Genomic DNA, 24,302 nt, shown 5'->3' on the forward strand with positions numbered 1-24,302 from the left:
GCTACATCGGCGGCATGTCCGCCGGCATCAGATTGTGGTCGAGGTGCGCCATGATCCAGATCGAGCCGATCAGCACCAGCCCGACGATCAGCACGCCGAACGCCAGAGCGAGGACGTTGTTGGTATTGTCCGGCCCGCTGGTGACGTGGAGGAAGAAGACGAGGTGGACGCCCATCTGCGCGATCGCCAGCGCGATCAATGCCACCGGAATGCCGGGACCGTAGATCACCCCGCTGTGCACCGCCGCGAACGAAGCGATGCTGAGCACCGCCGCCAGCACGAAGCCGGCGACATAGGTCATCACCTTGGCGCGGATGTCGCCCGTTTCGCTGCTGCCCTCACCGGGCGCGCGATCGTCGTCCAGGTCGCTCCTGTCGCTCCGGTCGCTCATCGCGCCACTCCCAGCAGATAGACGGTGGTGAACAGCGCCACCCAGATGATGTCGAGCGCGTGCCAGAACAGGCTGAAACAGGCGATCCGGCGGACGATCTCGTCGCGGAAGCCCTTGGCCTGCACCTGCGCCATCATCGTCGTCAGCCAGACGAGGCCGAGCGTGACGTGCAGGCCGTGGCAGCCGACGAGCGCGAAGAAGGCGGACAGGAAGGCGCTGCGCTGCGGCCCGTTGCCCTCGCCGATGAGATGCAGGAACTCATAGGCTTCGAGGCCGAGGAAGCCGGCGCCGAGCAGTGCGGTCGCCGCCATCGCGATCTGGAACCAGGCGCGGTTCTTCGCTTCCACCGCGATCCCCGCCATGCCGCAGGCGAAGCTGGAGGCGAGCAGCAAGGCCGTCTCGGCGCCGACCAGCGGCAGCTCGACGATGTCGCGCGCCGCGGGGCCGCCGGCCGTCGCCTTAGCCAGCACCGCATAAGCGGCGAAGAAGCCGGCGAACATGATGAAATCGGTGAGCAGGAAGATCCAAAAGCCGTAGGCGACGACGATCCGCTTGGGCGCGGGACCGCGTTCGCTGGGCGCCGTCTCACCTCGGCCGAGCTTGTGCGGATCGCCGCTCATGCCGGCTGGTCCGCGGGGATGTCGAGCAACTCCGCCTTGGCGGCGCGGCGATCGCGGTCGAGCCGTTCGGCCTCCGCGGCGCTGATCTCGGTCTCGTTCTCGTCGCGCCACGCGAAGACGACGAAGGTCGCCCAGGCACCGAGGAAGCCCAGTCCGAACAGCCACCAGATATGCCAGACCGCGGCAAAGCCGAGCGCGGTGGTGAAGAAGGCGGTGACGACGCCGGTCGGCGAGTTGCGCGGCATGTGGAACGCCTCATAGTTCGGCCGCTCCGACAGTTCGCGGTTCTCGCGCGCGGTCGACTTGATGCCCCAATAGGCTTCCTCGCCCTTCACGTCGGGCAGGACCGCGAAATTGAACGGCGGCGGCGGCGAGGTGGTGATCCATTCCAGGCTGCGGCCGTCCCACGGATCGCCGCTGGTGTCGGCGAGGTCCTTGCGGTTGCGGATCGAGACGTAGAGCTGGATCACCTGGCACGCCATGCCGCCGGCGATCATCAGCGCACCGAAGGCGGCGGCGATCAGCCACGGCTGCCAGCCCGGCACGTCGTAATGCTGCATCCGCCGCGTCATCCCCATCAGCCCGAGCACGTAGAGCGGCATGAAGGCGACGTAGAAGCCGATCACCCACAACCAGAAGGCGCGCTTGCCCCAGCGTTCGTCGAGCGTGAAGCCGAAGGCCTTGGGAAACCAGTAATTGTAGCCGGCAAAGGCGCCGAACAGCACGCCGCCGATGATGACGTTGTGGAAATGCGCGACGAGGAACAAGGAATTGTGCAGCACGAAATCGGCGGGCGGTACCGCCAGCAGCACGCCGGTCATGCCGCCGATCACGAAGGTGATCATGAACGCCACCGCCCACATCATCGGCACGTGGAAACGGATGCGGCCGCCGTACATCGTGAACAGCCAGTTGAAGACCTTCACCCCGGTCGGCACCGCGATGATCATCGTCGTCACGCCGAAGAAGCCGTTGACGTCGGCGCCCGCACCCATCGTGAAGAAGTGATGCAGCCAGACGATGAACGACAGGATGCAGATCACCATCGTCGCGACGACCATCGACCGATAACCGAACAGCGGCTTGCCCGAAAAGGTCGAAACGACCTCGCTAAAAACGCCGAACGCCGGCAAGATCAGGATATAGACCTCGGGATGGCCCCAAGCCCAGATGAGGTTGACGAACATCATCTGGTTGCCGCCGGCATCGTTGGTGAAGAAGTGGAAGCCGAGATAGCGGTCGAGCAGCAGCATCGCGAGCGTCGCGGTAAGGATCGGGAAGGCGGCGACGATCAGCAGGTTGGAGGCGAGGCTCGTCCAGCAGAACATCGGCATGCGGGTATAGCCCATGCCGGGGGCGCGCATCTTGAGAATCGTCGTGACGAGGTTGACCCCCGACAGCAAGGTGCCGACGCCCGAAATCTGTAGCGCCCACAGATAGTAATCGACGCCGACGCCGGGCGAGAAGCGCAGCTCCGACAGCGGCGGATAGGCGAGCCAGCCGGTCTTGGCGAACTCGCCGATGACGAGGCTGAGATTGATCAGCAGCGCGCCGCTCGCGGTGAGCCAGAAGCTGACGTTGTTGAGCGTCGGAAAGGCGACGTCGCGCACGCCGAGTTGCAACGGCACGACGAAGTTCATCAGCCCGATGACGAACGGCATCGCCACGAAGAAGATCATGATCGTGCCGTGCGCGGAGAAGATCTGGTCGTAATGTTCCGGCGGCAGATAACCGGGATTGCCGTAGGCGATCGCCTGCTGGCTGCGCATCATCGCCGCATCGACGAAGCCGCGCATCAGCATCAGCAGCGCGAAGATGCAATACATGACGCCGATCCGCTTGTGATCGACCGAGGTGATCCACTCGTTCCAGATATAGGGGACGTGGCCGGCGCGCCATGTCCAGACCAGCACCGCGAGGATGCCGCTGCCGACGATTGCCGCGGCGATCAGCGGGATCGGCTGGTCCCAGGGGATCGAATGCCAATTGAGCTTGCCGAACATGCTCAATTCTCCCGCCCGCCGTTATCGACTTCATGCACCGGCGCGCCCGCTTCCCGCACGGCGGCGGCGAAGAAGCCGGCCGGGACGCTGCCATAAGCGAACGGCTTCACATTGCCCCGCTGACGCGCGAGCGCGTGATAGCTGTCGCCGTTTAGTGCAGGCCCCCGCCCCTTCGTCCCTGCCGCCCAGGCTGCGAATTGCTGCGGCGGTACGGCGTCGACGACGAAGTCCATGTCTGAAAACCCCTCGCCGCTATAATGCGCGGACAGGCCGGGGAATTGGCCGGGCTTGTCCGCCATCAGGTTCAGCTTCGCCTCCATGCCCGACATCGCGTAGATCTGGCTGCCCAGCCGCGGCACGAAGAAGCTGTTCATCACGGTCGCGGAGGTGATGCGGAAGTCGATCGGCGTGCCGGCGGGGACGATGACGCGGTTGACGGTGGCGATACCCTGTTCGGGATAGACGAACAGCCATTTCCAATCGAGCGCGACGACCTGGATGACGATCGGCTTCTGCTTCGATGCGAGCGGGCGGCGTGGGTCGAGTTCGTGTGCGGCGATCCAGCCCATCCCGCCGAGGAAGATGATGACGAGCAACGGCACCGACCAGACCAGCAGTTCGAGCTTGCCGGAATAGGCGAAATCGGGGCGGCGTTTGGCGCGGGCATTGCCGGCGCGGAACCACCAGGCGAAGGCGATCGTCGCGACGATCACCGGGACGACGATACCGAGCATCACCGCGAGCGAATTGATCAGCAGCGTCTTCTCGCCCGCGGCCACCGGGCCGGCGGGATCGAGCAGCGCGGGCGCGCAACCGCTCAGCCCGAGCGCAGTCGTGGCGATGGCGATCGGTTTCAACATGCGGTCGACGGCAAGCAGATCATCGGGTCCCTTCACGGAGCCGTTTTGACGGTTCTCCCTAACGGGGCCAACGGATGGGGGTGCGGGTGGTTTCGTCGGGTGACGAACTATTGCCGGCGGCGGATGTGTGGAAGATTTCTGCGCCCCGCCCACGGTACTCCTGCGAAAGCAGGAGCACAGTGCTGGTTTACCGGAGAGGCAGACGTTCGCCGACGGGCGAGCCAATGCGGGGTGACGGAGTGGTTGAAGGCGCGCGTGCGCGCTGTCACGCCTACAGCATCGACGGAGCCGCAGCCTTCTTCTCGCGCCGCCACGCCAGCGACTGGCGGTTCAATGCGGCGAGGTCGACCGTTCCGTCGACCGCCCCCTGCCCGAACGACACCGCCCGCTCCAGCAGGTCCATCGCGATGAACCGATATGCCGGGCGCGCGCGGACGGCGTCATACCACACCCCGCCGACCGCGGCGTCGAGCAGGATGCGCTGAAAACAATGATCGGCGCGCACCGGCCACGAACGAAGACCCGCGAGACCGGGCAGGGTCTCGCGGGTCAGCGTCAGCCATGCGGCTTCCAGCGCGGCGCGGTGGGTATCCGCGCCCGCCATCGATCAGATGTGGATCGGCTTGCCGGTCACCGCCATCGCCGCTTCCTTCATCGCCTCGGAATGCGTCGGGTGGGCGTGGCAGGTGTAGGCAATATCCTCCGACGTCGCGCCGAACTCCATCGCCTGCGCGGCCTGCGCGATCATCGTGCCGGCGACGCTGGCGATCGCCCAGACGCCGACGACGCGATCGGTCTTGGCGTCGGCGATGATCTTCACGAAGCCGTCGGGCTCGTGGTTGGTCTTGGCGCGGCTGTTGGCCATCATCGGGAACTTGCCGACCTTGATCTCGCCCTTCGCCTTGGCGGCTTCCTCGGTGAGGCCGACACCGGCGAATTCGGGCAGCGTGTAGACGACGCTCGGGATGATGTCGTGGTTCACGATGCCGGTCAGGCCGGCGATGTTCTCGGCGACCGCGATCCCTTCGTCCTCGGCCTTGTGTGCGAGCATCAGGCCCGGCGCGACGTCGCCTATCGCCCAGATGCCGGGCACGCTGGTGGCGAAATCATGGTCGATCTCGACCTGGCCACGCGCGTTGACCGACAGGCCGGCGGCTTCGAGGTTGAGGCCGTCGGTATTCGGCTTGCGACCGATCGCGAGCAGCACCACGTCGGCCTCGATCGTCTGCGCCTCGCCACCGGCGGCGGGCTCGACGGTCAGCGTCGCGGCATCGCCGTTGACCGCGACGCCGGTGACCTTGGTCGACAGCTTGAACTCGAAACCCTGCTTCTTGAAGATCTTCTGCGCTTCCTTGCGGACGTCGCCGTCGAAGCCGGGCAGGATCTGGTCGAGATATTCGACGACGGTGACCTTCGCACCGAGCCGGCGCCAGACGCTGCCGAGCTCGAGGCCGATGACGCCGCCACCGATGACGACGAGATGCTGCGGCACCTTGGCGAGTTCCAGCGCGCCGGTGCTGTCGACGATCACCGTCTGGTCGACGGTGACGCCGGGCAGCGGCGTGACAGACGAGCCGGTGGCGATGACGATGTTCTTGGCGCGGACGGCCTTGCCGTCGATCTCGACGCTGTCCTTGCCGGTGAAGCTGGCGCGGCCCTTGAGCCATTCGACCTTGTTCTTCTTGAACAGATATTCGATGCCGCCGGTGAGCTGGTTGACCGCATCGCGGCGCTGGCCGTGCATCGTGTCGAGATCGAGCTCGGCGGTGACCTTGATGCCCATCTTGGCCATCGTGCCGTTCGAGGCGGCATCGAAGAATTCGGACGCGTGCAGCATCGCCTTCGACGGAATGCAGCCGACGTTGAGGCAGGTGCCGCCGAGCGTCTCGCGGCTCTCGGCGCAGGCGGTCTTGAGCCCGAGCTGCGCGGCGCGGATCGCGGCGACATAGCCGCCGGGGCCGGCACCGATCACGAGGACGTCATAGTCGTATTGCTGTTCGTCAGCCATTTCAGGTCTCCTCCCCGGCGCAGGCCGGGGTCCAGTTGGGGGACATATGGGAAGAGCGTGGCGCTTCGTCACCGCCGCCTTCCCAACTGGGCCCCGGCTTTCGCCGGGGTGAGTTGGTGTTCGGCCTCTTACAGGTCGATCAGGATGCGGGTCGGGTCCTCGATCGCGTTCTTGAGCGCGACGAGGAAGGTCACCGCCTCGCGGCCGTCGATCAGGCGGTGATCGTAGGACAAAGCGAGGTACATCATCGGGCGCACGACGACCTGGCCGCCGACCACCACGGGGCGCTCCTCGATGCGATGCAGGCCGAGCACCGCCGCCTGCGGCGGGTTGATGATCGGGGTCGACATCAGCGAGCCGAAGACGCCGCCGTTGGAGATGGTGAAGGTACCGCCCTTCATCTCGTCCATCTTGAGCGTGCCGTCCTTGGCGCGGCGACCGAAGTCGCCGATCGTCTTCTCGATGCCGGCGACGGTCAGGTCCTGCGCGTCGCGGATCACCGGCACGACGAGGCCGTTCGGCGCGCTGACCGCGACCGAGATATCGGCATAATCGTGATAGACGATCTCGTCGCCCTCGATCGAGGCGTTGACCGACGGGATGTCCTTCAGCGCCATCGTCGCGGCCTTCACGAAGAAGCCCATGAAGCCGAGGCGAACGCCGTGCTTCTTCTCGAAGAGATCCTTGTACTTGGCGCGCGCCTCGATCACCGCGGTCATGTCGACGTCGTTGAACGTCGTCAGCATCGCGGCGGTGTTCTGCGCTTCCTTGAGGCGCTTGGCGATCGTCTGGCGCAGGCGCGTCATCTTGACGCGCTCTTCCTTGCGACCCCCCGTTGCGACAGCGGCGGAAGCCGGCGCGGCGGCGGGCGCCTGCGTCGCGGGCTTCGACGCGGCGGCGGCGGCGACGTCCTCCTTGGTGATGCGGCCGTCCTTGCCGGTGCCGGTGATCGACGACGGATCGAGACCATATTCGAGCACTGCACGACGCACCGACGGCGACAGCGCCGCGGGCGAATCGCTCGACGCTTCGGGCTGCGCGGCAGGCGCCGGCGCGGCTGTCGGAGCCGGCGCGGCGGCGGGAGCCGGTGCCGCCGCGGGAGCGGGCATGGCTGCCGGAGCGGCGGCCGCGCCGTCACCCGCCTCGATCGTCGCGAGCATCGCGCCGACCTCGACCGTGTCGCCGACCTTGACCGCATGCTGGCCCATCACGCCGGCGACCGGCGAGGGCACCTCGACCGAGACCTTGTCGGTTTCGAGGCTGGCGATCGGCTCGTCGACCTTGACGGGGTCGCCGGGCTGCTTGAGCCATTCGCCGACGGTGGCTTCGGTGATCGATTCACCCAGAACGGGCACGGTAACTTCGGTTGCCATCTCTTGCATCCTTCTCCCCGCGGAGGGGTCTCAATCGGGGAACGTTGTTAGCTGCTGGGGGACTGGGTCGGCCGGGCGGTCGTCGTCGAACCCTCGCTGCGGGTGCGGCGGATTTCCTCGCGGACGTTGTGGCCGAGCGCATCGGCGACCAGCGCACCCTGTTCGGCGGTATGACGCTTCATCAGGCCGGTCGCCGGCGAGGCGGAGGCCTGACGACCGGCATAGCGCGGCCGCTTGACCGCGCAATCGGCGGCCTTGAGCGATTCCTCGATCAGCGGCTCGACGAAGAACCAATAGCCGTTGTTCTTCGGCTCTTCCTGCGCCCAGACGACATCCTCGAGCTGCGGCATCCGCGCGATCCGGCGGGCGAGCGCGTCGCCGGGAAACGGATAGAGCTGCTCGACACGGACGATCTGCGTCCCGGTATCGCCGGCGGCGTTGCGCGCCTCGATCAGATCGTAGGCGACCTTGCCGGTGCACAGCACCAGCCGCTTCGTCTCGGCATCCGCCGCACCGTTGGTGTCGGACAGGATGCGCTTGAAGTGGCTGTCGCCCTGGAAGTCCGCCGCCGCCGACACCGCCAATTTGTGGCGGAGCAGCGACTTGGGCGTCATCACGATGAGCGGTTTACGGAAGTTGCGATGCATCTGCCGGCGCAGCAGGTGGAAATAGTTCGCCGGCGTGGTGCAATTGGCGACCTGGATATTATCCTGCGCGCACGACTGGAGGAAGCGTTCGGGACGCGCCGAGCTATGCTCGGGCCCCTGCCCTTCGTAGCCGTGCGGCAGCAGCATCACGAGGCCGTTGGCGCGCAGCCACTTGGACTCACCGCTGGTGATGAACTGGTCGATCATGATCTGCGCGCCGTTGACGAAATCGCCGAACTGCGCCTCCCACATCACCAGCGTCTTCGGGTCGGCGAGCGCATAGCCATATTCGAAACCGAGCACCCCGTATTCGGAAAGCGGGCTGTCGAGCACTTCGAACCGGCCGTGCTCGACGGTGGTCAGCGGTACGTATTTATGCTCGTCGGTCTGGTCGACCCAGACGGCGTGGCGCTGCGAGAAGGTGCCGCGGCCCGAATCCTGGCCCGACAGGCGGACGCCATAGCCCTCCGACAGCAGCGAGCCGAAGGCCAAGGCCTCACCCGTCGCCCAGTCGAAATTCTCGCCCGTCTTGAACATCTGGCGCTTGGCATCGATCACGCGCGACAGCGTCTTGTGGATCTGGATGCCCTCCGGCACCGTCGTCAGCGTGCGGCCGAGCGCGTCGAACAGCTTGAGCTCGATCCCCGTCTCGACGTTGCGGCGCTCGCTGCCGCCGTCGGTCGGCGCCGACAGGCCCGACCAGCGGCCGGCGAACCAGTCCGCCTTGTTCGGCTTGTAGCTCGCGCCCGCCTCGAACTCGCCTTCCAGCAGGGTGGTGAACTGGTGGACCTTGTCGTCCAGCCACGCCTGGTCGATCACGCCTTCGGAAATCAGGCGCTTGGCGTAGATCTCGCTGACGCCCGGGTGCTGGCGGATGACATTGTACATCAGCGGCTGGGTGAAGCCGGGCTCGTCGCCTTCGTTATGGCCGAAGCGGCGGTAGCACCACATGTCGATGACGATGTCGCGGTGGAACTTCTGCCGGAATTCGATCGCCATCTTGGTGGCGAAGGTCACCGCCTCGGGATCGTCGCCGTTGACGTGGAAGACCGGCGCCTGCACGCCCTTCGCCACGTCGGACGGATAGGGCGACGAGCGCGCGAATTGCGGCGACGTCGTGAAGCCGACCTGGTTGTTGATGATGAAGTGAACGCAGCCGCCGGTGTTGTAGCCGCGGATCCCCGAGAAGCCGAGGCATTCCCAGACGATCCCCTGCCCCGCGAACGCCGCGTCGCCGTGGATCAGCACCGGCAGCGAGGCGACGTGATCGGTCAGGTCGTTGGCCAGCGTCTGAATCGCGCGGGTCTTGCCGAGCACGACCGGATCGGCCGCCTCGAGGTGCGACGGATTGGCGACCAGCGACATATGCACCTTGTGACCGTCGAACTCGCGGTCGGTGGAGGTGCCGAGGTGATATTTGACGTCGCCCGACCCGCCGATCTCGTCGGGGTTGGCCGAGCCGCCGGCAAATTCGTGGAAGATGACGCGCAGCGGCTTCGCCATGACGTTGGCGAGGACGTTGAGCCGGCCGCGATGCGCCATGCCGAACACCATCTCGCGCACGCCGGCCTGGCCGCCGTACTTGATGACGCTTTCGAGCGCCGGGATCATGCTCTCACCGCCGTCGAGGCCGAAGCGCTTGGTCCCGACATACTTCTTGCCGAGGAACTTCTCCCACTGCTCGGCCTCGATGACCTTGCTGAGGATCGCGCGCTTGCCGTCGGTGCTGAACTCGATCGCCTTGTCCTTGCCCTCCATGCGATCCTGCAGGAAGCGGCGCTCCTCGACGTCGACGATGTGCATATATTCGAGGCCGACGTTGCCGCAATAATTGCGGCGCAGCGTGTCGACCAGCTCGCGCACGGTCGCCCATTCGAAGCCGAGCGTGCCGCCGAGGTAGATCGGCCGGTCGAGATCGGCGTCGGTGAAGCCGTGATATTCGGTACGCAGATCCTCGGGCATGTCGCGATTCGACCGGCCGAGCGGATCGAGGTTGGCGGCGAGATGGCCGCGAACGCGATAGGTGCGGACCAGCATCTGCGCGCGGATCGCGTCGCCTGCCGCTTTGATAACGTCGTCCTTGGACGGGGCGGCCGCAGGCGCCGCGGCGGGCTTGCCGCCCTTGGCGGGCTTGGGCGCCGGCTCCATCTGCGTCGGGTCGAGGCCCGCGGTCAGGTCGTCGGTGGTCGACAAAGGCCAGCGCTTGTTGGTCCAACTCGGGCCACCGGTGCCCGCCTCGAGACCCTCGAAGAAGCCACGCCAGCCGAGATCGACCGACGATTGGTCAGCCTGATATTTGGCGTAGAGCGCTTCGATGAACGCAGGCGACACGCCGGATGCGATGTCGCTGAAATCCTGACCTTCGTAGCCCATGGTCTTCTTCCTTTACCCTTCTCCCATCGGGAGAAGGAGGGGCCCGCCCGCGTCAGCGGGTGGGAGGATGAGGGCGAGTGTGGCACGTCGCCCTCACCCTTCCGCCGCCCTTCGGACGGCTCCCTCCCTCTCCCGGCGGGAGAGGGAGATATCGTGTCAGCCGTTCAGCACTTCCAGCAGCGTCGAGCCGAGTTCCGAAGGGCTCGCCGCGACCTTGATGCCGGCGGCTTCCATCGCCGCGATCTTGCTCTCGGCGTCGCCCTTGCCGCCCGACACGATCGCGCCGGCGTGGCCCATGCGACGGCCCGGAGGCGCGGTGCGGCCCGCGATGAAGCCGGCCATCGGCTTCTTGCGGCCACGCTTGGCCTCGTCGATCAGGAACTGCGCCGCCTGCTCCTCGGCATCGCCGCCGATCTCGCCGATCATGATGATCGACTGCGTCGCCTCGTCGGCGAGGAACAGTTCGAGCACATCGATGAAATTGGTGCCGTTGACCGGATCGCCGCCGATGCCGACCGCGGTGGTCTGGCCGAGCCCGGCGTTCGAGGTCTGGAACACCGCCTCATAGGTCAGCGTGCCCGAGCGCGACACGACGCCGACCGACCCCTGCTTGAAGATCGAGCCCGGCATGATGCCGATCTTGCACTCGCCCGGCGTCAGCACGCCCGGGCAGTTCGGCCCGATCAGCCGCGACTTGGAGCCCGACAGCGCGCGCTTGACGCGGACCATGTCGAGCACCGGGATACCTTCGGTGATCGCGACGATCAGCGGGATCTCGGCATCGATCGCCTCGAGGATCGAATCGGCCGCGAAGGGCGGCGGCACGTAGATCACCGACGCATCCGCGCCGGTCTTCGACTTGGCTTCGGCCACGGTGTTGTAGACCGGCAGGCCGAGATGCTCGGTCCCGCCCTTGCCCGGCGTCACGCCGCCGACCATCTGCGTGCCATATTCCAGCGCCGCCTTGGTGTGGAAGCTGCCGGTTTCGCCGGTCATGCCCTGGGTGATGACCTTGGTGTTCTTGTTGACGAGGATGCTCATGGAGGCTCCCTGGATGTGACGCAGCCCCCGTCACGTGCGGGAGCGCTATAAGAGGGGCGGAGCGGCCGGTCGCCGCCCCGCACCGAAAGGTTAATTCAGCGAGCTATCGATGCCCTTGCACGCCTCGAGCAGTTCCTTGACCGCATCGACCGAGACGGCGAGGTTCGCCTTTGCTTCGTCGTCGAGCGCGATCTCGACGATCTGCTCGACGCCGCCGGCACCGATCACCACCGGCACGCCGACATAGAGGTCGTTCACGCCATATTGGCCGTCGACATAGGCCGCCGCGGGCAGGACGCGCTTCTGGTCGTAGAGATAGGCCTCGGCCATCGCGATGCCGCTGGTCGCCGGGGCGTAATAGGCCGAGCCGGTCTTGAGCAGGCCAACGATCTCGCCGCCGCCGCCCCGCGTGCGCTTGACGATCGCGTCGATCTTGTCCTGCGTCGAGCGGCCCATCTTGATGAGGTCGGGGATCGGAATGCCCGAGACGGTCGAATAGGAGATGACCGGGACCATCGTGTCGCCATGGCCGCCGAGCACGAAGCTGGTGACGTCCTTGACCGAGACCTGGAATTCGTCGGCGAGGAAGTGGCTGAAGCGCGCCGAGTCGAGCACGCCGGCCATGCCAACGACCTTGTTGTGCGGCAGGCCGGAGAATTCACGCAGCGCCCAGACCATCGCATCGAGCGGGTTGGTGATGCAGATCACGAAAGCGTCAGGGGCGTTGGCCTTGATGCCCTCGCCGACCGCCTTCATCACCTTGAGGTTGATGCCGAGCAGATCGTCGCGGCTCATGCCGGGCTTGCGCGCGACACCGGCGGTGACGATGATGACGTCGGCGCCGGCGATGTCGGCATAATCGTTCGAGCCGGTGATCTTGGCATCGAAGCCTTCGACCGGGCCGCACTGGCTGAGGTCGAGCGCCTTGCCCTGCGGCACGCCTTCGACGACGTCGAACAGCACGATGTCGCCAAGACCCTTCAAAGCCGCGAGGTGCGCGAGCGTGCCGCCGATGTTACCGGCGCCGATCAGCGCGATCTTCTTGCGAGCCATCCAATCCATCTCCGTTGGCCCCAATTCGGGGCGGGGCGTGATTGGCCACGCCGACTACGCCCGTTTTGCGCGCCCGGCAACCGATAAACGCCATCGGTTAAGAGTTTATATGATAATGGTTCGCAACTGCATTAAGCTGCGCCATGGCCCTGCGCGAGGTAGTCCTCGGAGCGCATTTCCTCCAGCCGACTGACCGTCCGCTGGAATTCGAACCTGCCGTCGCCTGCCGGATACAGCGCATCCGGCTCGGCATCGGCAGCGGCGAGCAGCTTGACCTTATGCTCGTATAGCGCGTCGATCAGCGCGACGAAGCGCGCCGCCTCGTTGCGGTTCTCCGGGCCGAGCCGCGGGATGCCGACAAGGATCACCGTATGATAACGGCGCGCCACCGCGATATAGTCGGCAGCACCGCGCGCCTCGCCGCACAGCTTCTTGAACGAGAAGACGGCGACGCCTTTCAACGTCTTTGGGACGTGGAGCGTGCGGCCCTGTATTGCGATATCCTCCGACGGGATCGGCTCGGTCACCTCGTGATCGGTCAGGCGGAAGAAGGCGGCGGAGAGGTTCCGCGTCGCCTCCGCGCCGTTGGGGACGAGCCAGGTGTTCTGCTGACCCAGCCGGTCGCGGCGATAATCGATCGGGCCGTTCAGGGTCACCACATCGAGGCGGCTTTCGATCAGCGCGATGAAGGGCAGGAAATGCTCGCGGTTGAGCCCGTTCTTGTAGAGATCGGCGGGTGCGCGGTTGGAGGTGGTGACCATCGTCACGCCGGCTTCGAGCAAGGCGGTGAACAGGCGGCTGAGGATCATCGCGTCGGGCGAGTTGGTGACCATCATCTCGTCGAAGGCGAGCAGCCGCGTCTCCTCGGCGAGCGCGGCGGCGACGGGGGCGATGGGGTCGCCGGCCTCCTTGCGGCGCTCGATCGCGATGCGGCCGTGCACTTCGAGCATGAACTCCGAGAAATGCACGCGGCGCTTCTTGCCGACGGCGACGTTGGCGAAGAACAGGTCCATCATCATCGACTTGCCGCGGCCGACATCGCCGAACATGTACACGCCGCGCGGCGTGCCGCCGCCGCGCCCGGTGAGGCGGCCGAACAGGCTCTTCTTGCGCGGCGCTTCGAGCGCGGCGGCGAGTTCGTCGAGGCGGGTGGCGGCGGCGCGCTGCTCGGCGTCGGGGCGAAGCTCCCCGGCGGCGACGAGCGCGTCATAGGCGTTGAGGACTTTGGTCATGCGATGTTCCTGCGGCGCCGTGGGGCGCCCTATCCTGCAATTATAGGCGTGGCGCCCCCGCCCTCGCCGATCGCGAGGGGAGAGATGCCGAGGGCGGGTGCGATCGGTGAATGGTCGGGGTCAGGCGGCGGCCTTGCGCAGCGTGCCGGTGAAGCTCGCGATCGTTCGCGCCTCCTGCACGACGAGCCCGCGCAGGAAGAGCATCCGGCCGGTTTCACGCAGCAACTCGATGCGCGCTTCTAGCGGCACGTCGATCGCGCCGCCATCGATGAACTGCGCCGACAGATCGACCGTCACAGCGCCGCCTGCCCCGAGTACGCCGAACGCGCGCGACGCGGCGAACAGCGCGACATCCATGAAGCCGAGCAGTGCGCCGCCGTGGACGTTGTCGCGCATATTGGAATGGTATCGCCTGGGCAGCATGCGGACGCGGGCGATCTCGCCCTCGACGCGGACATGCAGCGGCTCGATGAAGGCGTTGAAGCGGGACACGTCCCGGACCTGCCAGCGCGTCCAGCCGGGCAGGTCCGGGTCGTCGTCATCGACGAAGGCCGGGGACTCCGTCACGCCCCCCGCCTTACAGGATGCGCTCGGCTTCCATCTTCTTGATCTCGGCGATCGCCTTGGCGGGGTTGAGACCCTTCGGGCAGGTGTTCGCACAGTTCATGATCGTGTGGCAGCGATACAGGCGGAACGGATCCTCGAGCTGGTCGAGCCGCTCGCCGGTCATCTCGTCGCGGCTGTCGGCGAGCCAGCGATAGGCCTGGAGCAGGATCGCCGGCCCCAGGAACTTGTCGGCGTTCCACCAATAGCTCGGGCAGGACGTCGAGCAGCAGGCACACAGGATGCACTCGTAGAGGCCATCGAGCTTCGCGCGATCCTCCGGCGACTGCAACCGCTCCTTGCCCGAGGGGGGCGGGCTGACCGTCTGCATCCACGGCTTGATCGAGCTGTATTGCGCGTAGAAATGCGTGAAGTCGGGAACGAGGTCCTTGATGACGTCCATCGCCGGAAGCGGCGTGATCTTCACCTCGCCCTTCACGTCCTCGATCGCGGTGGTGCAGGCGAGACCGTTGCGGCCGTCGATGTTCATCGAACACGAACCGCAGATGCCCTCGCGGCATGACCGGCGGAAGGTAAGCGAGGAATCCTGCTCCGCCTTCATCTTGATCAGCGCGTCGAGCACCATCGGACCGCATTCGTCGAGGTTGATCTCGAACGTGTCGTAACGCGGGTTCTCGGCGGTATCGGGATCGTAGCGATAGACCTTGAAGGTCTTGATGCGCTGCGCGTCACCGGTCGCTTTATGAACCTTGCCCTTCGCCTTGACCTTGCTGTTCTTGGGCAGGGTGAACTCGGCCATCGCCGCAACGCTCCTCTATATGCTGCGTTGCGGCTATGCCTTTCGTCGGGCGAGTGCAACCCCCGAGAGATAGGTCGCGATCAGATCACATCAAGAACAAGACCGCGCTGCCGCGCCTCCTCGGCCTCGATATACCAATTGGATGGCGCCTTGCTGCGCAGCTCGTCCAGCGTCACCGACGAGCCGCGGACGATCTCGCGGAAGCCCTCTTCCTGGATCTTGATCGACTCCTCGATCTCGTGGAGCTTGGCCTTGAGCACCGCGGGCAAGGTGGTGAGCGGGCCGGAGAGCTGGACCGTGCTCGTCATCAGCCGCTCGTGCAGCATCAGCCGGGTGCCGCGGGTGAGGAAGCGCTTCTCGACCGGGAAGGCCGCCATGAAGGTGGCGCCGGCGGAATAAACCGCGACCTTGCCGAGGAACAAGGTCTCGCGGCCGGTGTAATCGCGCAGCAACTGGATGTCGTCGCCCATCGCACGGCCCATCTCGGGGTCGCCGCCGAGCGTCGTGATTGAGACGACGAGCGGTCCGTCCTGCGGCGCTTCGGCGAGCTGCGTCTTGAAGCGGGCGTACATCATGTCGTCCACGGTGCCGTGGAGCTGGATGTGCGGGAAGGCGAGCAAAGGGTATTTGCTGGCGACGTTTTCACGGGCGAAGTCGGTCATGTCGCGGCGAACCCTTGTGATCGGTCGAGGTTCCCAACCATCGCGGAACCCGCCGCGGTGCTGGGGCGCTTGTGGCGCGACCCGATGAAAGATTGCTTCATGAAACCAGCGCTCAAGCCCCTTTCCGAGCAGGTGATCGTGATCACCGGGGCAAGTTCCGGAATCGGCCTCGTCACCGCACGGATGGCGGCGGAGCGCGGTGCCAGGGTGCTGCTGGTCGCGCGCGACGAGGCGGCGTTGCGCGACGCGGTGCAGGGCATCGTCGCGGCGGGCGGGACGGCGGACGCTTATGCCGCCGACATCGGCGATGCGGATGCGATCCGCGCCGCGGCGGCGCATGCCAACCAGCGGTTCGGGCGGATCGACACCTGGGTCAACGATGCCGGCACCGCGATCTACGGCAAATTGGTTGAGCTGCCCGACGACGAGCATCGCCAGCTGTTCCGGACCAACTATTTCGGTACCGTCCATGGCTGCCTCGCCGCGATCCCGTATCTGACCACGTCGCGCGGTACGCTGATCACGGTCGGGTCGGTCGCGTCGGATATGCCGAGCCCGATCATGGGCGCTTATGCCGCGAGCAAGCACGCGACCAAGGCCTATATCGACGCGCTGCGGATGGAGCTGGCCAGCGACGGCGTGCCGATCCAGGTGACTCTGGTCAAGCCGGCGGGGATCGACACGCCGATCGCGCAGCATGCCGCCAATCACGAGCCCGGCGAGGCGCAGATCCCGCCGCCAGTCTATGCGCCCGAGCTGGTCGCGGACGCGATCCTGTTCTGCGCGACGCATGCCAAGCGCGACATCACCGTCGGCGGCGCGGGCCGCGCGCAGGCCTTGTTCGCGGCGCATTTCCCTACATTGTTCGACCGGCTCGCGCCGCTGGCGGCGACGATGTTCGTCGATCCGAAGAAAGAGCAGCCCGCGCCCAGCAATCTGTTCACCACAGCCGATACCGGCCGTGTCCATTCGGGCGAGCATCCGGCGGCGCGGCGGACCAGCCTGTATACCGCCGCGGCGAAGCGTTCGGGACTGACCAAGACGCTGATCGCGGCCGCGGCGATAGGTGCCGGAGCGTTTCTCTATCGTCGGAAGGATGCGGCATGAGCGACATCGAATGGCAGATGAGCGCGGTCCTCGCCAATGTCGATCGCGGCGGCAACGAGGTCCCCGAAGTGACCAACCTCGCCGATGCGGTGCGGGCGTGGCTGGCGCTCGACAACGGGTTGCAGAATGACGCGGTGCTGCGCCCCGAACGCGCGGTTGAGGTGGATGGGGAACCGGTCGCGGTGTTCGCCGGGCAGGCGATCCGCGGACTGGCGGCGCGGCTGACCGGCTGAGCCGCTAGCCCCGGTCCACACTCCCGATCAGCGCCAGCATCGTCGGGGCGAGGCCCTCGCCGCGGCCTTCAAGGCGAATCGGGCCGCCCTTCGGCCCCGCCTGGACCAGCGCCATCGCCAAGCCGTTGAACATCGATCGTGTCGTCGCGTGATCGGGCTCCAGACTGCGCGGATCGCCGTTGCCGACGCCAAGCAGCACGGCATCGCCGGTCAGCGCGAAGGCGATACGGTTGCTGGCGGTCGGCACCTCGCGACGCTCGGCATCGAGAATGGCGGCGCGGACCACCGCGACCTCCCCCGGCGCGAGCTGCCGCCGGTCGCTCGACAGACCGATCCGCGCCGGCACACCGGTCGTCTGCCGCTCGGCGGTCAGGATGCGCCGACCGCCGCGAAAGCCGTGCGCGGTGATCCGACCCGGCTCGTAGGGCACCTGCCAGGCGAGATGCGTATTGCGCGTCACCGTCTGCCGTCCGAGGCTGCGGCCGTTGACGAACAATTCGACCGCCTCGCAATTGCTGTGCACCCAGACCGCGACCGCCTGCCCCTCGCGGCCGGGCCAGTTCCAGTGCGGGAAGAGGTGCAGCACCGGCTCCGATCCCCACCATGCCCGGTAATAATGATAATTGTCCTTGGGGAAGCCGCACAGGTCCATCTGGCCGAAATGCGAGACATTCTCCGGCCAGCGTTCGAACGGCGTCGGCTCGCCGCGATAGTCGAACCCGGTCCAGACGAAGCCGCCGGCGAGGAACGGCCGCGCGTCGTAGAAGGACCACCATGTTTCGGCGGTGGTCGCCCAGACGGGGAAGTCCCGGTCGTAGGCGGGAACCAGCCCTTCCTTGTCGTTGCGGGCATATTCGCCGCGGGTCATCACCGTGCTGCCCGTCTCGGTGCCGATCATCGGCACGGTCGGATGCTTGGCGTGGAAGCCGTCGATCTCGGTCAGATAATAATTGCAGCCCATCACGTCGAGCACGCGCGATGCGCCCTGCCCCAGCCTGCCGTTGAACGCCTCGGTGACGGGGCGGGTGCCGTCGAGCGCGTAGACGCGGCGCTTCATCGTCTCGGCGATGCGGGCGCCGTTTTCGGTGCCGCGGTGGATCTCCTCGTTGCCGATGCTCCAGATGAAGACGCTGGGGTGGTTGCGCCCCTGCCGCACGACGCGGTCGAGTTGCGACATACCCTCGGCGTTGCTGGACATTTGCCGCGTCTCGCTCATCACGAGGATGCCGAGCCGGTCGCAGGCGTCGAGCACCGCGGGCGCGGGCGCGTGATGCGTCGAGCGATAGGCATTGGACCCCATCGCCTTGAGCTGTTCGAGCCGCCAGACGTGCAGGCTGTCGGGCACCGCGAAGCCGACGCCGGCATGATCCTGATGGTTGCAGGTGCCCTTGATCTTCACCGGACGGTCGTTGAGGAAGAAACCGCGGTCGGGATCGAAGCGGATCGTGCGGATGCCGAAGCGCGTCTCGTCGCGGTCGACCGCGGCGTCGTCGATCAGGATTTCGCTGGTCAGGGTGTGAAGTTGCGGCGTCTCCAGCGACCAGAGCGCGGGATCGGCGAGCAGCGTCTGCTGCCCGGCGATCGTCTCGCCCCAGGCGGGCAGCGCGAGGGGGTCGGAGGTCAGCCGCGCGAGCACGCGCCCGTCCGGCCCGGCGATGGTCGAGCGCAGCCGCACGGTCGTGGCGGGGCCGTCGTTCGCGATCTCGGTGGCGATCGCGACCTGTGCGCCCGCCGCGGCGATCGTGGTGCGGACGGTCGCGCCCCATTGCCGGACGTGGACGGGCGCGGTCTTGACCAGCCGCGCGTGGCGGTAGAGGCCGGCGCCCTCGTAGGACCAGGCCTCGCCGAGGCTGACATCGCAGCGGACGAGCAGCACATTGTCCTCGCCCGGCTTGGCGAAGTCGGTGACGTCGATCTCGAAGGGTGTGTAGCCGCTCTCGTTCGATCCGACGATGAAGCCGTTGAGGATGACGAGACAGTCGCGCGATACGCCGTCGAACTGGAGCAGCAGGCGGCGCCCGGCGTCGTCCGGGGTCAGCTTGATGATGCGGCGGTACCAGCCGACGCTGGTCGCCGGCCACATCCGGCCGAGCGGCTTGAAGCCCTGATAGGCGCCGGTCTTGTCCTCGTCGCTGCCGGGCGCGCCGAACTTCTCGAACGGCAGGTCGACCGCCCAATCGTGCGGCAGCGACACGGTCGCCCAATCCCTGGCATCGAACTTGGCCTCGGCGGCGGGCGTGCCGGCATCGCCGGATTTGGCATAAGTGTCGTGGCTGCGGCCGAAGCCGAAGTCCTTGGCGGGATCGCTGGCGTGGCCGAGATGGAAGCGCCAGTCGGCGTCGAGCGGCTCGACGATGCGCGGGCTCGACGTGGGCGCCGCCGCGGCGGCGGGAGGTGCGACGGGCAGCAGCGCCGCGACGGCGGAGGCGCCGCCGGTCTTCAGAAGCGCGCGGCGGTGCGGGTGGCTCAAGAGGCATCCTTCCAAGGTGGTTAGGAGGCCATTCCAACATGCCGTCTTTATGCCGTCAAATATATTATACGATACCAGCCTCTCCAACTTCGCGCTTCCGGCGGCCCGTCCGATGGAAGCTGGGGCAATGTTCTGCCACGATTACAGCGGCTTGCCGACATGCCCTTTGTCGGGTCCTCAATGCCTGTCAGACGTCAGTACCATGGGTGGATTTGTATCAGGGCGTCCACGCAGGGCCCGTCCAGGAGCATCGATATTTCTTTGATCAAGCCGTTGTATTTGCGTGCTTTAGATGAAGATCATGGGAGCCTGCGCGAACATTTTACGGGGCGGGTCTGACGGGTGGCGACACCGGCGCGCGCGGCGCCCGAGATTGCAAAATCGGCCGCATTAACCCAATGGTAGCCTCCTCGTGCCAGGGATGGCCGAGGGGTAACCCTACAATAGGAGATTAGCGTGATTCGTAAGTACCTCACCGCCGTTGCCGCCACGGCCCTCGTCGCTGCACCGGTCGCTGCGGCACCGGCCAACCCCGCTGCGAGCCTGTCGGTCGCCAAGTCGGTGCGCACTGGTTCGACCTCGGCCAAGAAGAACGAGCTCGCCGGTGGCGGCGTGATCATCGCCGTGCTGGCGGTCGCCGCCGTGGCAGCCGGCATCGTCGCCGTCGCTTCGGACGACGGCAAGGCCGACAGCAACTAAGATCCGCTGTCCGCGGTCGTCGCCTTCGCGCACGGCCGCCGGTCACGGCAGCGCCACGGGCGCTCGCAAAGGGGGCTACGGCCCCCTTTGTTGTGGCTGCGGCCGCGGCGCGTCCTCACGCTGGTCGGTCAGGCGCGCCGGGCCGCGGCCCCATCGCGCCATCAGCGTGCGGACCAGCCCGCCGCGACGAAAATAGGCATCGTGCCATTCGGCGGCGCGCCGCCGTTGCAGGCGCCGGTCGTAGCGGAGTGCGAGATAGAGGCTGGCGATCACCACCGCGATCGCGGCGAGGATCAGGGCATCGCTTGCGGAAAGATGTTCCCAATACATTCTCAAGCGCCCCATCGGGCGCCCTGCCGGCCCGGGAGTTGACGAGCCCGCCGGCAGGGCGTGGTACAGACATGCCGGTCGGGACGCCCGCGAGCAACCGCAATCGCCATAGCGACTTACGGCGGAATCCCGTTCCGAAACAGGTCAACTCGCGCAGCGCGGCTTCGCTCCGCCCCGCGCAAGGCCGCCGTTCGCCGCGATCGCGGCCGGCGGCGGGCGTCAGGCGCGCTTCGTCGCCAGCACCACCGGCGCGGCGGCGGAGGTGTCGGGGACGGGCAGGTCCTTGACGCGACGGGCGCGGATGGTGCCGGTGGGACCGGCCATGTTGACGTACAGCCCGTTTGGCTCGGTATCCTCGACCACCATCGCCTTGGCGCCGATCTCGCAGCCTTCGCCGATCGTGACGCCGGGGTTGATCGTGACGTCGGTCATCACCCAGCTGCCCGCCTTGATCGTGATCGGCGAGTCGATCGTCTCCGGCGACGAGCGCCGCCTGGGATCGCCGGTGTGATGATGCGTGCTGGTGGTGAAGGTGACGCCCGACGACACCCGCGCCCCCGCCTCGAAGATCAACGGCGCGGCGCCGTCGTAGCGGGCGAAGCAATTGAGCATCGCATCCGGCCCCATCACGATATCGGCACTGTCGAGCCAGCATGAATGACGGATGGTCGCGGTCGGGTGAATCCGGGCGCCCGCGAAGTTGAGCAGGCGCCGCCGCAAGGCGTCGGAAATGAACACGGAGCCCTGAATGCGCAGGATCAGGGCGCGCAGCTTCGTTCTTCGCCAACGAACCTGGGTCATCTTATGTCTCCCGGCACACTACGGTCGTCGTCACTTGCGACGGAACTCGGGCACGAATGCTGTCCTAACGCGACAGGCCCATTTTGTCATTAGTCAAATGCCCCGTCCGATAGGGATCGGACCTTTATGGTACCCGAGCGATCGATCTGGCGCGTCGCTCCACGCCCAACGATGGATGCGAAACGCGGCGTTAACCTTCTCCCGGTACAGGCAGGAACGGTCCGAAAGACCATGAAAGGGATTACCGGACTGACCCGCCCGCCCAGTATCTGGTGGGCTGGTCAGTCTCCCCCCTGCCCCCGGCGCTGCACCGCCCGATCGCCGATGCGCGGTCATGCCGATCGCGCGCCGGCCGGGCGACGGGACCGGTTCGGGGTGACCAAACCGACCGGGCAACGGCGCGAACCTCGCTGCGCCCGTCATACCCTGGCGCTTTCGGCGACGCGGCGTGCGGCGGGGGCGCTGCGTTCGTAATAATGAAGCGCGGGAGCCTCGTAGGTGATCAGATAGAGGCGGCCGCGGATGATCGCGCCGAACGCCTCGCCGCGGCGGTGCAGCGATTCGTTCGAACGGATATAGCTGTAGGTGAAATGCACGCCGTTATTGCCGGCGAAGCGCGCCGGCTCGACGCGCTCGATCGTCATCGCCGCGATGCCAAGCGCGACGCGATAGCTGTTCTCCAGCAAGGTCGGGATGTCGGTGATCAGCATCGTCGCCGCGACGCGCGGCAGTGGCCGGGCCTTGCGATCGACCTCGCGGAACAGCGTCTTGCCGTCGGCGATGCCGCCATAGAAGGTCAGCGCGTCGAGCGGCGCGCCGTCGATCGTCCAGCGTTCGGCATAACGGCCGGGGCGCGCGGCGAGCCGGTTCCATTCGGCGTCGGGCTGGACGGTCAGCGTCGATCCGGCGACGGCGACACGCCGCCCCGCGGGGATCAGCGTGTTGCCCGCCTGAATCGGCACCGCCAGACCAAGCGCGACGGCGGCGAGCGCGATGGAGGTGGAGCGGCGCAACGTCATCGGCAAGCCTCATGAAGCGATCAGGGTGGAGATCAGCGGCGCGTCGCCCGCATCGGGCTTGCGGCGGAGATAGTCGCGCAGCGCCGCCTTGCCGGGCTCGGCCTGGTTGCCGCGCAGCAGCGCGAGGCCGAGACCGCGATAGGCCTCGGGCGGCGCATCGCCGTGGCCGATCGCGTCGCGATAGAAGCCGGCGGCGCTGACCAGATCGCGCGGATGGCCGCGTTCGCGATAGAGTTCGCCGCGCGCGAACAGCAACGGCGTCGTCCAGCCGTCCGCCGCCAGTTGCGCGAGCAGATATTCGCTGCCGCCGAAATCGTTGAGCTTGATCTGGTCGACGAGCAGCCGCGGCAGCCATGGCGCCAACGCCGCGCGATATCGCGCCGCCTCGTCCGCGCCGTGGACGCCGATCTGCGCCGCGGCGGCCCGCAGATAGGTGGCGCGGGTAAGCTCGGTCGGATGCGTCGCGAAGAAGCCGGCGGTATAGCGCTGGTCGGGCTTGCGATAGCGGCCGATCGCGGACGCGTCGGTCTCCGCCATGACCCGCACCCAGATGTCCGCCGCCGCCGATGTCGGATAGGGCGACGCCGCGAGATAGCGCAGGCCGAGCAGATCCGCCGCTTTCTCCTGCGCGCGATCGAACCGGTAGAAGCCGCCGACCGTCGCCACCTGCAACGCGAAGCCGCCGCCGAGGATCGATGCCCAGGCGAGCAGATCGTTGCCGCTGCGCCGATGGCGGAAGTCCGCGACGGAATGACGCAGCTCGAAATGGCCGAATTCGTGGCCGAGCATCGCCCCCAGTTCGGCCTCGTTGCGCAGCCGCAGCAGCGCACCCGACCATAATGTCATCATCCCGTTGGCATAAGTGGTCGCGTTGAACGCCGGGATGCGCACGATGTAGAGCCGGATCGCGTCGCAGCGATCGGCGCCGACGGTGCGACACAGGACGCCGCGGACGAAGGCGTTGAGCGCGGGATCGCGGATCACGTCCGGCGCATCGCGCAGCCGCCGCTCCTCGTCGTCGGCGAGCATCCAGGCGCCGCGCTCGTCGATGTCGCTCGGCTGATAGGCCGCGACATAAGGCGGCAGCGCCCATGCCGCGTCGGACGCGGCGCGCGCCGGGCTCGTGGCGAATATCGCGACGACGAGCGCGGCGGCGATCGGGCGGCGCATCTCAGGGCACCGCCGCGGCCGTCACCGGCGCGGCGGGCCTGCCGGGAAAGCCCGCGAGCAACTGCCGGACGCGCTTCGCCGCGCCCGCGGCATCGCGGACGTCGCCGCCCATCTGCCAATCGGCGTTGAGCCATACCAGATCGCCGGTGCGCAGATCGACCAGCCCGGCGAACCCGCGATGGACCCCGGCGGTGACCGGCACCCGCGCGAGCGCGGCGACGACCTGCAACACCTTGCGTGCCGTCGAACCGAAATGATCCTCGGTCGACACGAACAGCGCATAATCGGCGCCGGCGAGACCGGGCAGCTTCGCGACGTCGGGCCCCAGGCTCCAGTCGAACTGGTCCTTGCGCTTCTTGGTCGGCAGCCGGTTGCCGGCGAAGAACTGATATTCGATCACCGAGGCCGCCACCGTGTCGAACAGCGCCTGATATTCGGCGAGCGTCGCGGCGTCGGCGCCCCCGCCGACGGGCTCGGCATAATCGGTCACCGCATTGCCGAGCTGCCGCTCCGCCGCGCGCAGCGCCGTGCCGAGCATGTCGCGGGCCTGCGCGGTCCAATCGGCATTGGGTTCGAACATTCCAGCAGTCGATTGCGCACCGACCAGGATCGATGGCCGCAGCAGCACGATATGCGCCGACCCCGGCGCCAGCGTGAAACCCGGCTTGATGCCGGACTTCTCCTGCGCCGACGCGGACGATGCCCCGAACAGAAGGCAGCCCGCCAGAATGATCCGTACAATCCGCAAGTTACCGCCCCCGGATATCGAACCCCGTCCGACTCGCTAACCTATCGTATCATGACGACGGTACCTTTAAAACTACTACGGTCGATCGATGTTTCACTT

The 24,302-nt window shown here is 66.9% G+C and carries 23 protein-coding genes; 3 read left to right on the top strand and 20 right to left on the bottom strand.

Annotated features, from left to right (window positions below):
- Nucleotide 1: 1 nt before the first annotated feature.
- The 14 genes from cyoD to SFC76_RS10380 all read right to left on the bottom strand — a co-directional run bounded on the left by cyoD (nucleotide 2) and on the right by SFC76_RS10380 (nucleotide 15,626).
- Nucleotides 2-391: a cytochrome o ubiquinol oxidase subunit IV gene (cyoD, locus tag SFC76_RS10315; RefSeq protein ID WP_322849383.1), complete on the bottom strand. Its 390-nt coding sequence runs from the start codon at nucleotides 389-391 to the stop codon at nucleotides 2-4.
- Nucleotides 388-1,011: a cytochrome o ubiquinol oxidase subunit III gene (gene cyoC / locus SFC76_RS10320; RefSeq protein WP_322849384.1), complete on the bottom strand. Its 624-nt coding sequence runs from the start codon at nucleotides 1,009-1,011 to the stop codon at nucleotides 388-390. Before cyoC ends, cyoD begins: the two co-directional genes overlap by 4 nt.
- The gene (cyoB, locus tag SFC76_RS10325) at nucleotides 1,008-3,014 is read right to left on the bottom strand and encodes a cytochrome o ubiquinol oxidase subunit I (RefSeq protein WP_322849385.1); all 2,007 of its coding nucleotides are present in this window, start codon (nucleotides 3,012-3,014) and stop codon (nucleotides 1,008-1,010) included. Before cyoB ends, cyoC begins: the two co-directional genes overlap by 4 nt.
- 2 nt (nucleotides 3,015-3,016) lie before the next feature.
- Nucleotides 3,017-3,910, bottom strand: a complete 894-nt coding sequence (gene cyoA / locus SFC76_RS10330; RefSeq protein WP_322849386.1) for a ubiquinol oxidase subunit II — start codon at nucleotides 3,908-3,910, stop codon at nucleotides 3,017-3,019.
- Between the two features lie 235 nt (nucleotides 3,911-4,145).
- Nucleotides 4,146-4,478 (bottom strand): GCN5-related N-acetyltransferase, encoded by a 333-nt coding sequence (locus tag SFC76_RS10335; RefSeq protein WP_322849387.1) that lies wholly within the window; start codon nucleotides 4,476-4,478, stop codon nucleotides 4,146-4,148.
- A gap of 3 nt (nucleotides 4,479-4,481) precedes the next feature.
- The gene (gene lpdA / locus SFC76_RS10340; protein WP_322849388.1) at nucleotides 4,482-5,882 is read right to left on the bottom strand and encodes a dihydrolipoyl dehydrogenase; all 1,401 of its coding nucleotides are present in this window, start codon (nucleotides 5,880-5,882) and stop codon (nucleotides 4,482-4,484) included.
- A 128-nt stretch (nucleotides 5,883-6,010) separates the two neighbouring features.
- On the bottom strand, nucleotides 6,011-7,255 hold the full coding sequence (gene odhB, locus SFC76_RS10345) for a 2-oxoglutarate dehydrogenase complex dihydrolipoyllysine-residue succinyltransferase (protein WP_322849389.1): 1,245 nt from the start codon (nucleotides 7,253-7,255) through the stop codon (nucleotides 6,011-6,013).
- A gap of 47 nt (nucleotides 7,256-7,302) precedes the next feature.
- Entirely contained in the window at nucleotides 7,303-10,275 is a 2,973-nt protein-coding gene (locus tag SFC76_RS10350) for a 2-oxoglutarate dehydrogenase E1 component (RefSeq protein ID WP_322849390.1), read from the bottom strand.
- 156 nt (nucleotides 10,276-10,431) lie between these two features.
- Nucleotides 10,432-11,316 (bottom strand): succinate--CoA ligase subunit alpha, encoded by an 885-nt coding sequence (gene sucD / locus SFC76_RS10355; protein ID WP_293877422.1) that lies wholly within the window; start codon nucleotides 11,314-11,316, stop codon nucleotides 10,432-10,434.
- Nucleotides 11,317-11,406: 90 nt separating this feature from the next.
- On the bottom strand, nucleotides 11,407-12,369 hold the full coding sequence (gene mdh / locus SFC76_RS10360) for a malate dehydrogenase (protein WP_322849391.1): 963 nt from the start codon (nucleotides 12,367-12,369) through the stop codon (nucleotides 11,407-11,409).
- A gap of 131 nt (nucleotides 12,370-12,500) precedes the next feature.
- On the bottom strand, nucleotides 12,501-13,601 hold the full coding sequence (zapE, locus tag SFC76_RS10365; protein WP_322849392.1) for a cell division protein ZapE: 1,101 nt from the start codon (nucleotides 13,599-13,601) through the stop codon (nucleotides 12,501-12,503).
- 120 nt (nucleotides 13,602-13,721) lie between these two features.
- Nucleotides 13,722-14,168: a PaaI family thioesterase gene (locus SFC76_RS10370; RefSeq protein WP_322849393.1), complete on the bottom strand. Its 447-nt coding sequence runs from the start codon at nucleotides 14,166-14,168 to the stop codon at nucleotides 13,722-13,724.
- Nucleotides 14,169-14,178: 10 nt separating this feature from the next.
- Complete coding sequence (locus SFC76_RS10375; protein WP_038659584.1) at nucleotides 14,179-14,964, bottom strand: succinate dehydrogenase iron-sulfur subunit; 786 nt, start codon at nucleotides 14,962-14,964, stop codon at nucleotides 14,179-14,181.
- Between the two features lie 80 nt (nucleotides 14,965-15,044).
- Nucleotides 15,045-15,626 (bottom strand): ClpP family protease, encoded by a 582-nt coding sequence (locus SFC76_RS10380; protein WP_322849394.1) that lies wholly within the window; start codon nucleotides 15,624-15,626, stop codon nucleotides 15,045-15,047.
- 99 nt (nucleotides 15,627-15,725) lie between these two features.
- Here SFC76_RS10380 and SFC76_RS10385 point away from each other — a divergent pair, with 99 nt between their 5' ends.
- Both SFC76_RS10385 and SFC76_RS10390 read left to right on the top strand, forming a co-directional pair.
- On the top strand, nucleotides 15,726-16,733 hold the full coding sequence (locus SFC76_RS10385) for an SDR family oxidoreductase (protein WP_322849395.1): 1,008 nt from the start codon (nucleotides 15,726-15,728) through the stop codon (nucleotides 16,731-16,733).
- Nucleotides 16,730-16,966, top strand: a complete 237-nt coding sequence (locus SFC76_RS10390; protein ID WP_322849396.1) for a hypothetical protein — start codon at nucleotides 16,730-16,732, stop codon at nucleotides 16,964-16,966. Before SFC76_RS10385 ends, SFC76_RS10390 begins: the two co-directional genes overlap by 4 nt.
- 4 nt (nucleotides 16,967-16,970) lie before the next feature.
- Here SFC76_RS10390 and galA read toward each other — a convergent pair whose 3' ends face one another.
- Entirely contained in the window at nucleotides 16,971-19,436 is a 2,466-nt protein-coding gene (gene galA / locus SFC76_RS10395; protein ID WP_322849397.1) for a beta-galactosidase GalA, read from the bottom strand.
- Between the two features lie 456 nt (nucleotides 19,437-19,892).
- Between galA and SFC76_RS10400 the strand changes: the two genes are divergently transcribed.
- Nucleotides 19,893-20,135: a hypothetical protein gene (locus SFC76_RS10400; RefSeq protein ID WP_179508589.1), complete on the top strand. Its 243-nt coding sequence runs from the start codon at nucleotides 19,893-19,895 to the stop codon at nucleotides 20,133-20,135.
- A gap of 75 nt (nucleotides 20,136-20,210) precedes the next feature.
- On the opposite strand, the gene SFC76_RS10405 is transcribed toward SFC76_RS10400, so the two are convergent.
- From SFC76_RS10405 to SFC76_RS10425, 5 genes are all read right to left on the bottom strand, one after another.
- A complete protein-coding gene (locus SFC76_RS10405; protein ID WP_322849398.1) occupies nucleotides 20,211-20,480 on the bottom strand; it encodes a hypothetical protein in 270 nt (89 codons plus the stop codon).
- A gap of 204 nt (nucleotides 20,481-20,684) precedes the next feature.
- The gene (locus tag SFC76_RS10410; protein ID WP_322849399.1) at nucleotides 20,685-21,266 is read right to left on the bottom strand and encodes a hypothetical protein; all 582 of its coding nucleotides are present in this window, start codon (nucleotides 21,264-21,266) and stop codon (nucleotides 20,685-20,687) included.
- 419 nt (nucleotides 21,267-21,685) lie between these two features.
- Nucleotides 21,686-22,285 (bottom strand): hypothetical protein, encoded by a 600-nt coding sequence (locus SFC76_RS10415; protein WP_322849400.1) that lies wholly within the window; start codon nucleotides 22,283-22,285, stop codon nucleotides 21,686-21,688.
- A gap of 9 nt (nucleotides 22,286-22,294) precedes the next feature.
- Nucleotides 22,295-23,455, bottom strand: coding sequence for a M48 family metallopeptidase (locus SFC76_RS10420; RefSeq protein ID WP_322849401.1), 1,161 nt, complete (start codon nucleotides 23,453-23,455; stop codon nucleotides 22,295-22,297).
- A 1-nt stretch (nucleotide 23,456) separates the two neighbouring features.
- Nucleotides 23,457-24,203 carry a hypothetical protein gene (locus SFC76_RS10425; RefSeq protein WP_322849402.1) on the bottom strand — a complete coding sequence of 249 codons (747 nt, stop codon included), beginning with the start codon at nucleotides 24,201-24,203 and terminating at the stop codon, nucleotides 23,457-23,459.
- Nucleotides 24,204-24,302 lie beyond the last annotated feature (99 nt).

This window comes from Sphingomonas sp. CD22 (assembly GCF_034556155.1).
Lineage (GTDB): Bacteria > Pseudomonadota > Alphaproteobacteria > Sphingomonadales > Sphingomonadaceae > Sphingomonas.

Bases quoted from the DNA above. Each gene is read 5' to 3' on its own strand.
- mdh (WP_322849391.1), bottom strand. From the start codon at position 12,369: ATGGCTCGCAAGAAGATCGCGCTGATCGGCGCCGGTAACATCGGCGGC.
- cyoB (WP_322849385.1), bottom strand. From the start codon at position 3,014: ATGTTCGGCAAGCTCAATTGGCATTCGATCCCCTGGGACCAGCCGATC.
- SFC76_RS10380 (WP_322849394.1), bottom strand. From the start codon at position 15,626: ATGACCGACTTCGCCCGTGAAAACGTCGCCAGCAAATACCCTTTGCTC.
- zapE (WP_322849392.1), bottom strand. From the start codon at position 13,601: ATGACCAAAGTCCTCAACGCCTATGACGCGCTCGTCGCCGCCGGGGAG.
- cyoD (WP_322849383.1), bottom strand. From the start codon at position 391: ATGAGCGACCGGAGCGACAGGAGCGACCTGGACGACGATCGCGCGCCC.
- SFC76_RS10415 (WP_322849400.1), bottom strand. From the start codon at position 22,285: ATGACGTTGCGCCGCTCCACCTCCATCGCGCTCGCCGCCGTCGCGCTT.
- SFC76_RS10375 (WP_038659584.1), bottom strand. From the start codon at position 14,964: ATGGCCGAGTTCACCCTGCCCAAGAACAGCAAGGTCAAGGCGAAGGGC.
- cyoC (WP_322849384.1), bottom strand. From the start codon at position 1,011: ATGAGCGGCGATCCGCACAAGCTCGGCCGAGGTGAGACGGCGCCCAGC.
- SFC76_RS10350 (WP_322849390.1), bottom strand. From the start codon at position 10,275: ATGGGCTACGAAGGTCAGGATTTCAGCGACATCGCATCCGGCGTGTCG.
- lpdA (WP_322849388.1), bottom strand. From the start codon at position 5,882: ATGGCTGACGAACAGCAATACGACTATGACGTCCTCGTGATCGGTGCC.
- SFC76_RS10410 (WP_322849399.1), bottom strand. From the start codon at position 21,266: ATGACCCAGGTTCGTTGGCGAAGAACGAAGCTGCGCGCCCTGATCCTG.
- SFC76_RS10385 (WP_322849395.1), top strand. From the start codon at position 15,726: ATGAAACCAGCGCTCAAGCCCCTTTCCGAGCAGGTGATCGTGATCACC.
- SFC76_RS10405 (WP_322849398.1), bottom strand. From the start codon at position 20,480: ATGGGGCGCTTGAGAATGTATTGGGAACATCTTTCCGCAAGCGATGCC.
- SFC76_RS10420 (WP_322849401.1), bottom strand. From the start codon at position 23,455: ATGCGCCGCCCGATCGCCGCCGCGCTCGTCGTCGCGATATTCGCCACG.
- odhB (WP_322849389.1), bottom strand. From the start codon at position 7,255: ATGGCAACCGAAGTTACCGTGCCCGTTCTGGGTGAATCGATCACCGAA.
- SFC76_RS10390 (WP_322849396.1), top strand. From the start codon at position 16,730: ATGAGCGACATCGAATGGCAGATGAGCGCGGTCCTCGCCAATGTCGAT.
- sucD (WP_293877422.1), bottom strand. From the start codon at position 11,316: ATGAGCATCCTCGTCAACAAGAACACCAAGGTCATCACCCAGGGCATG.
- SFC76_RS10335 (WP_322849387.1), bottom strand. From the start codon at position 4,478: ATGGCGGGCGCGGATACCCACCGCGCCGCGCTGGAAGCCGCATGGCTG.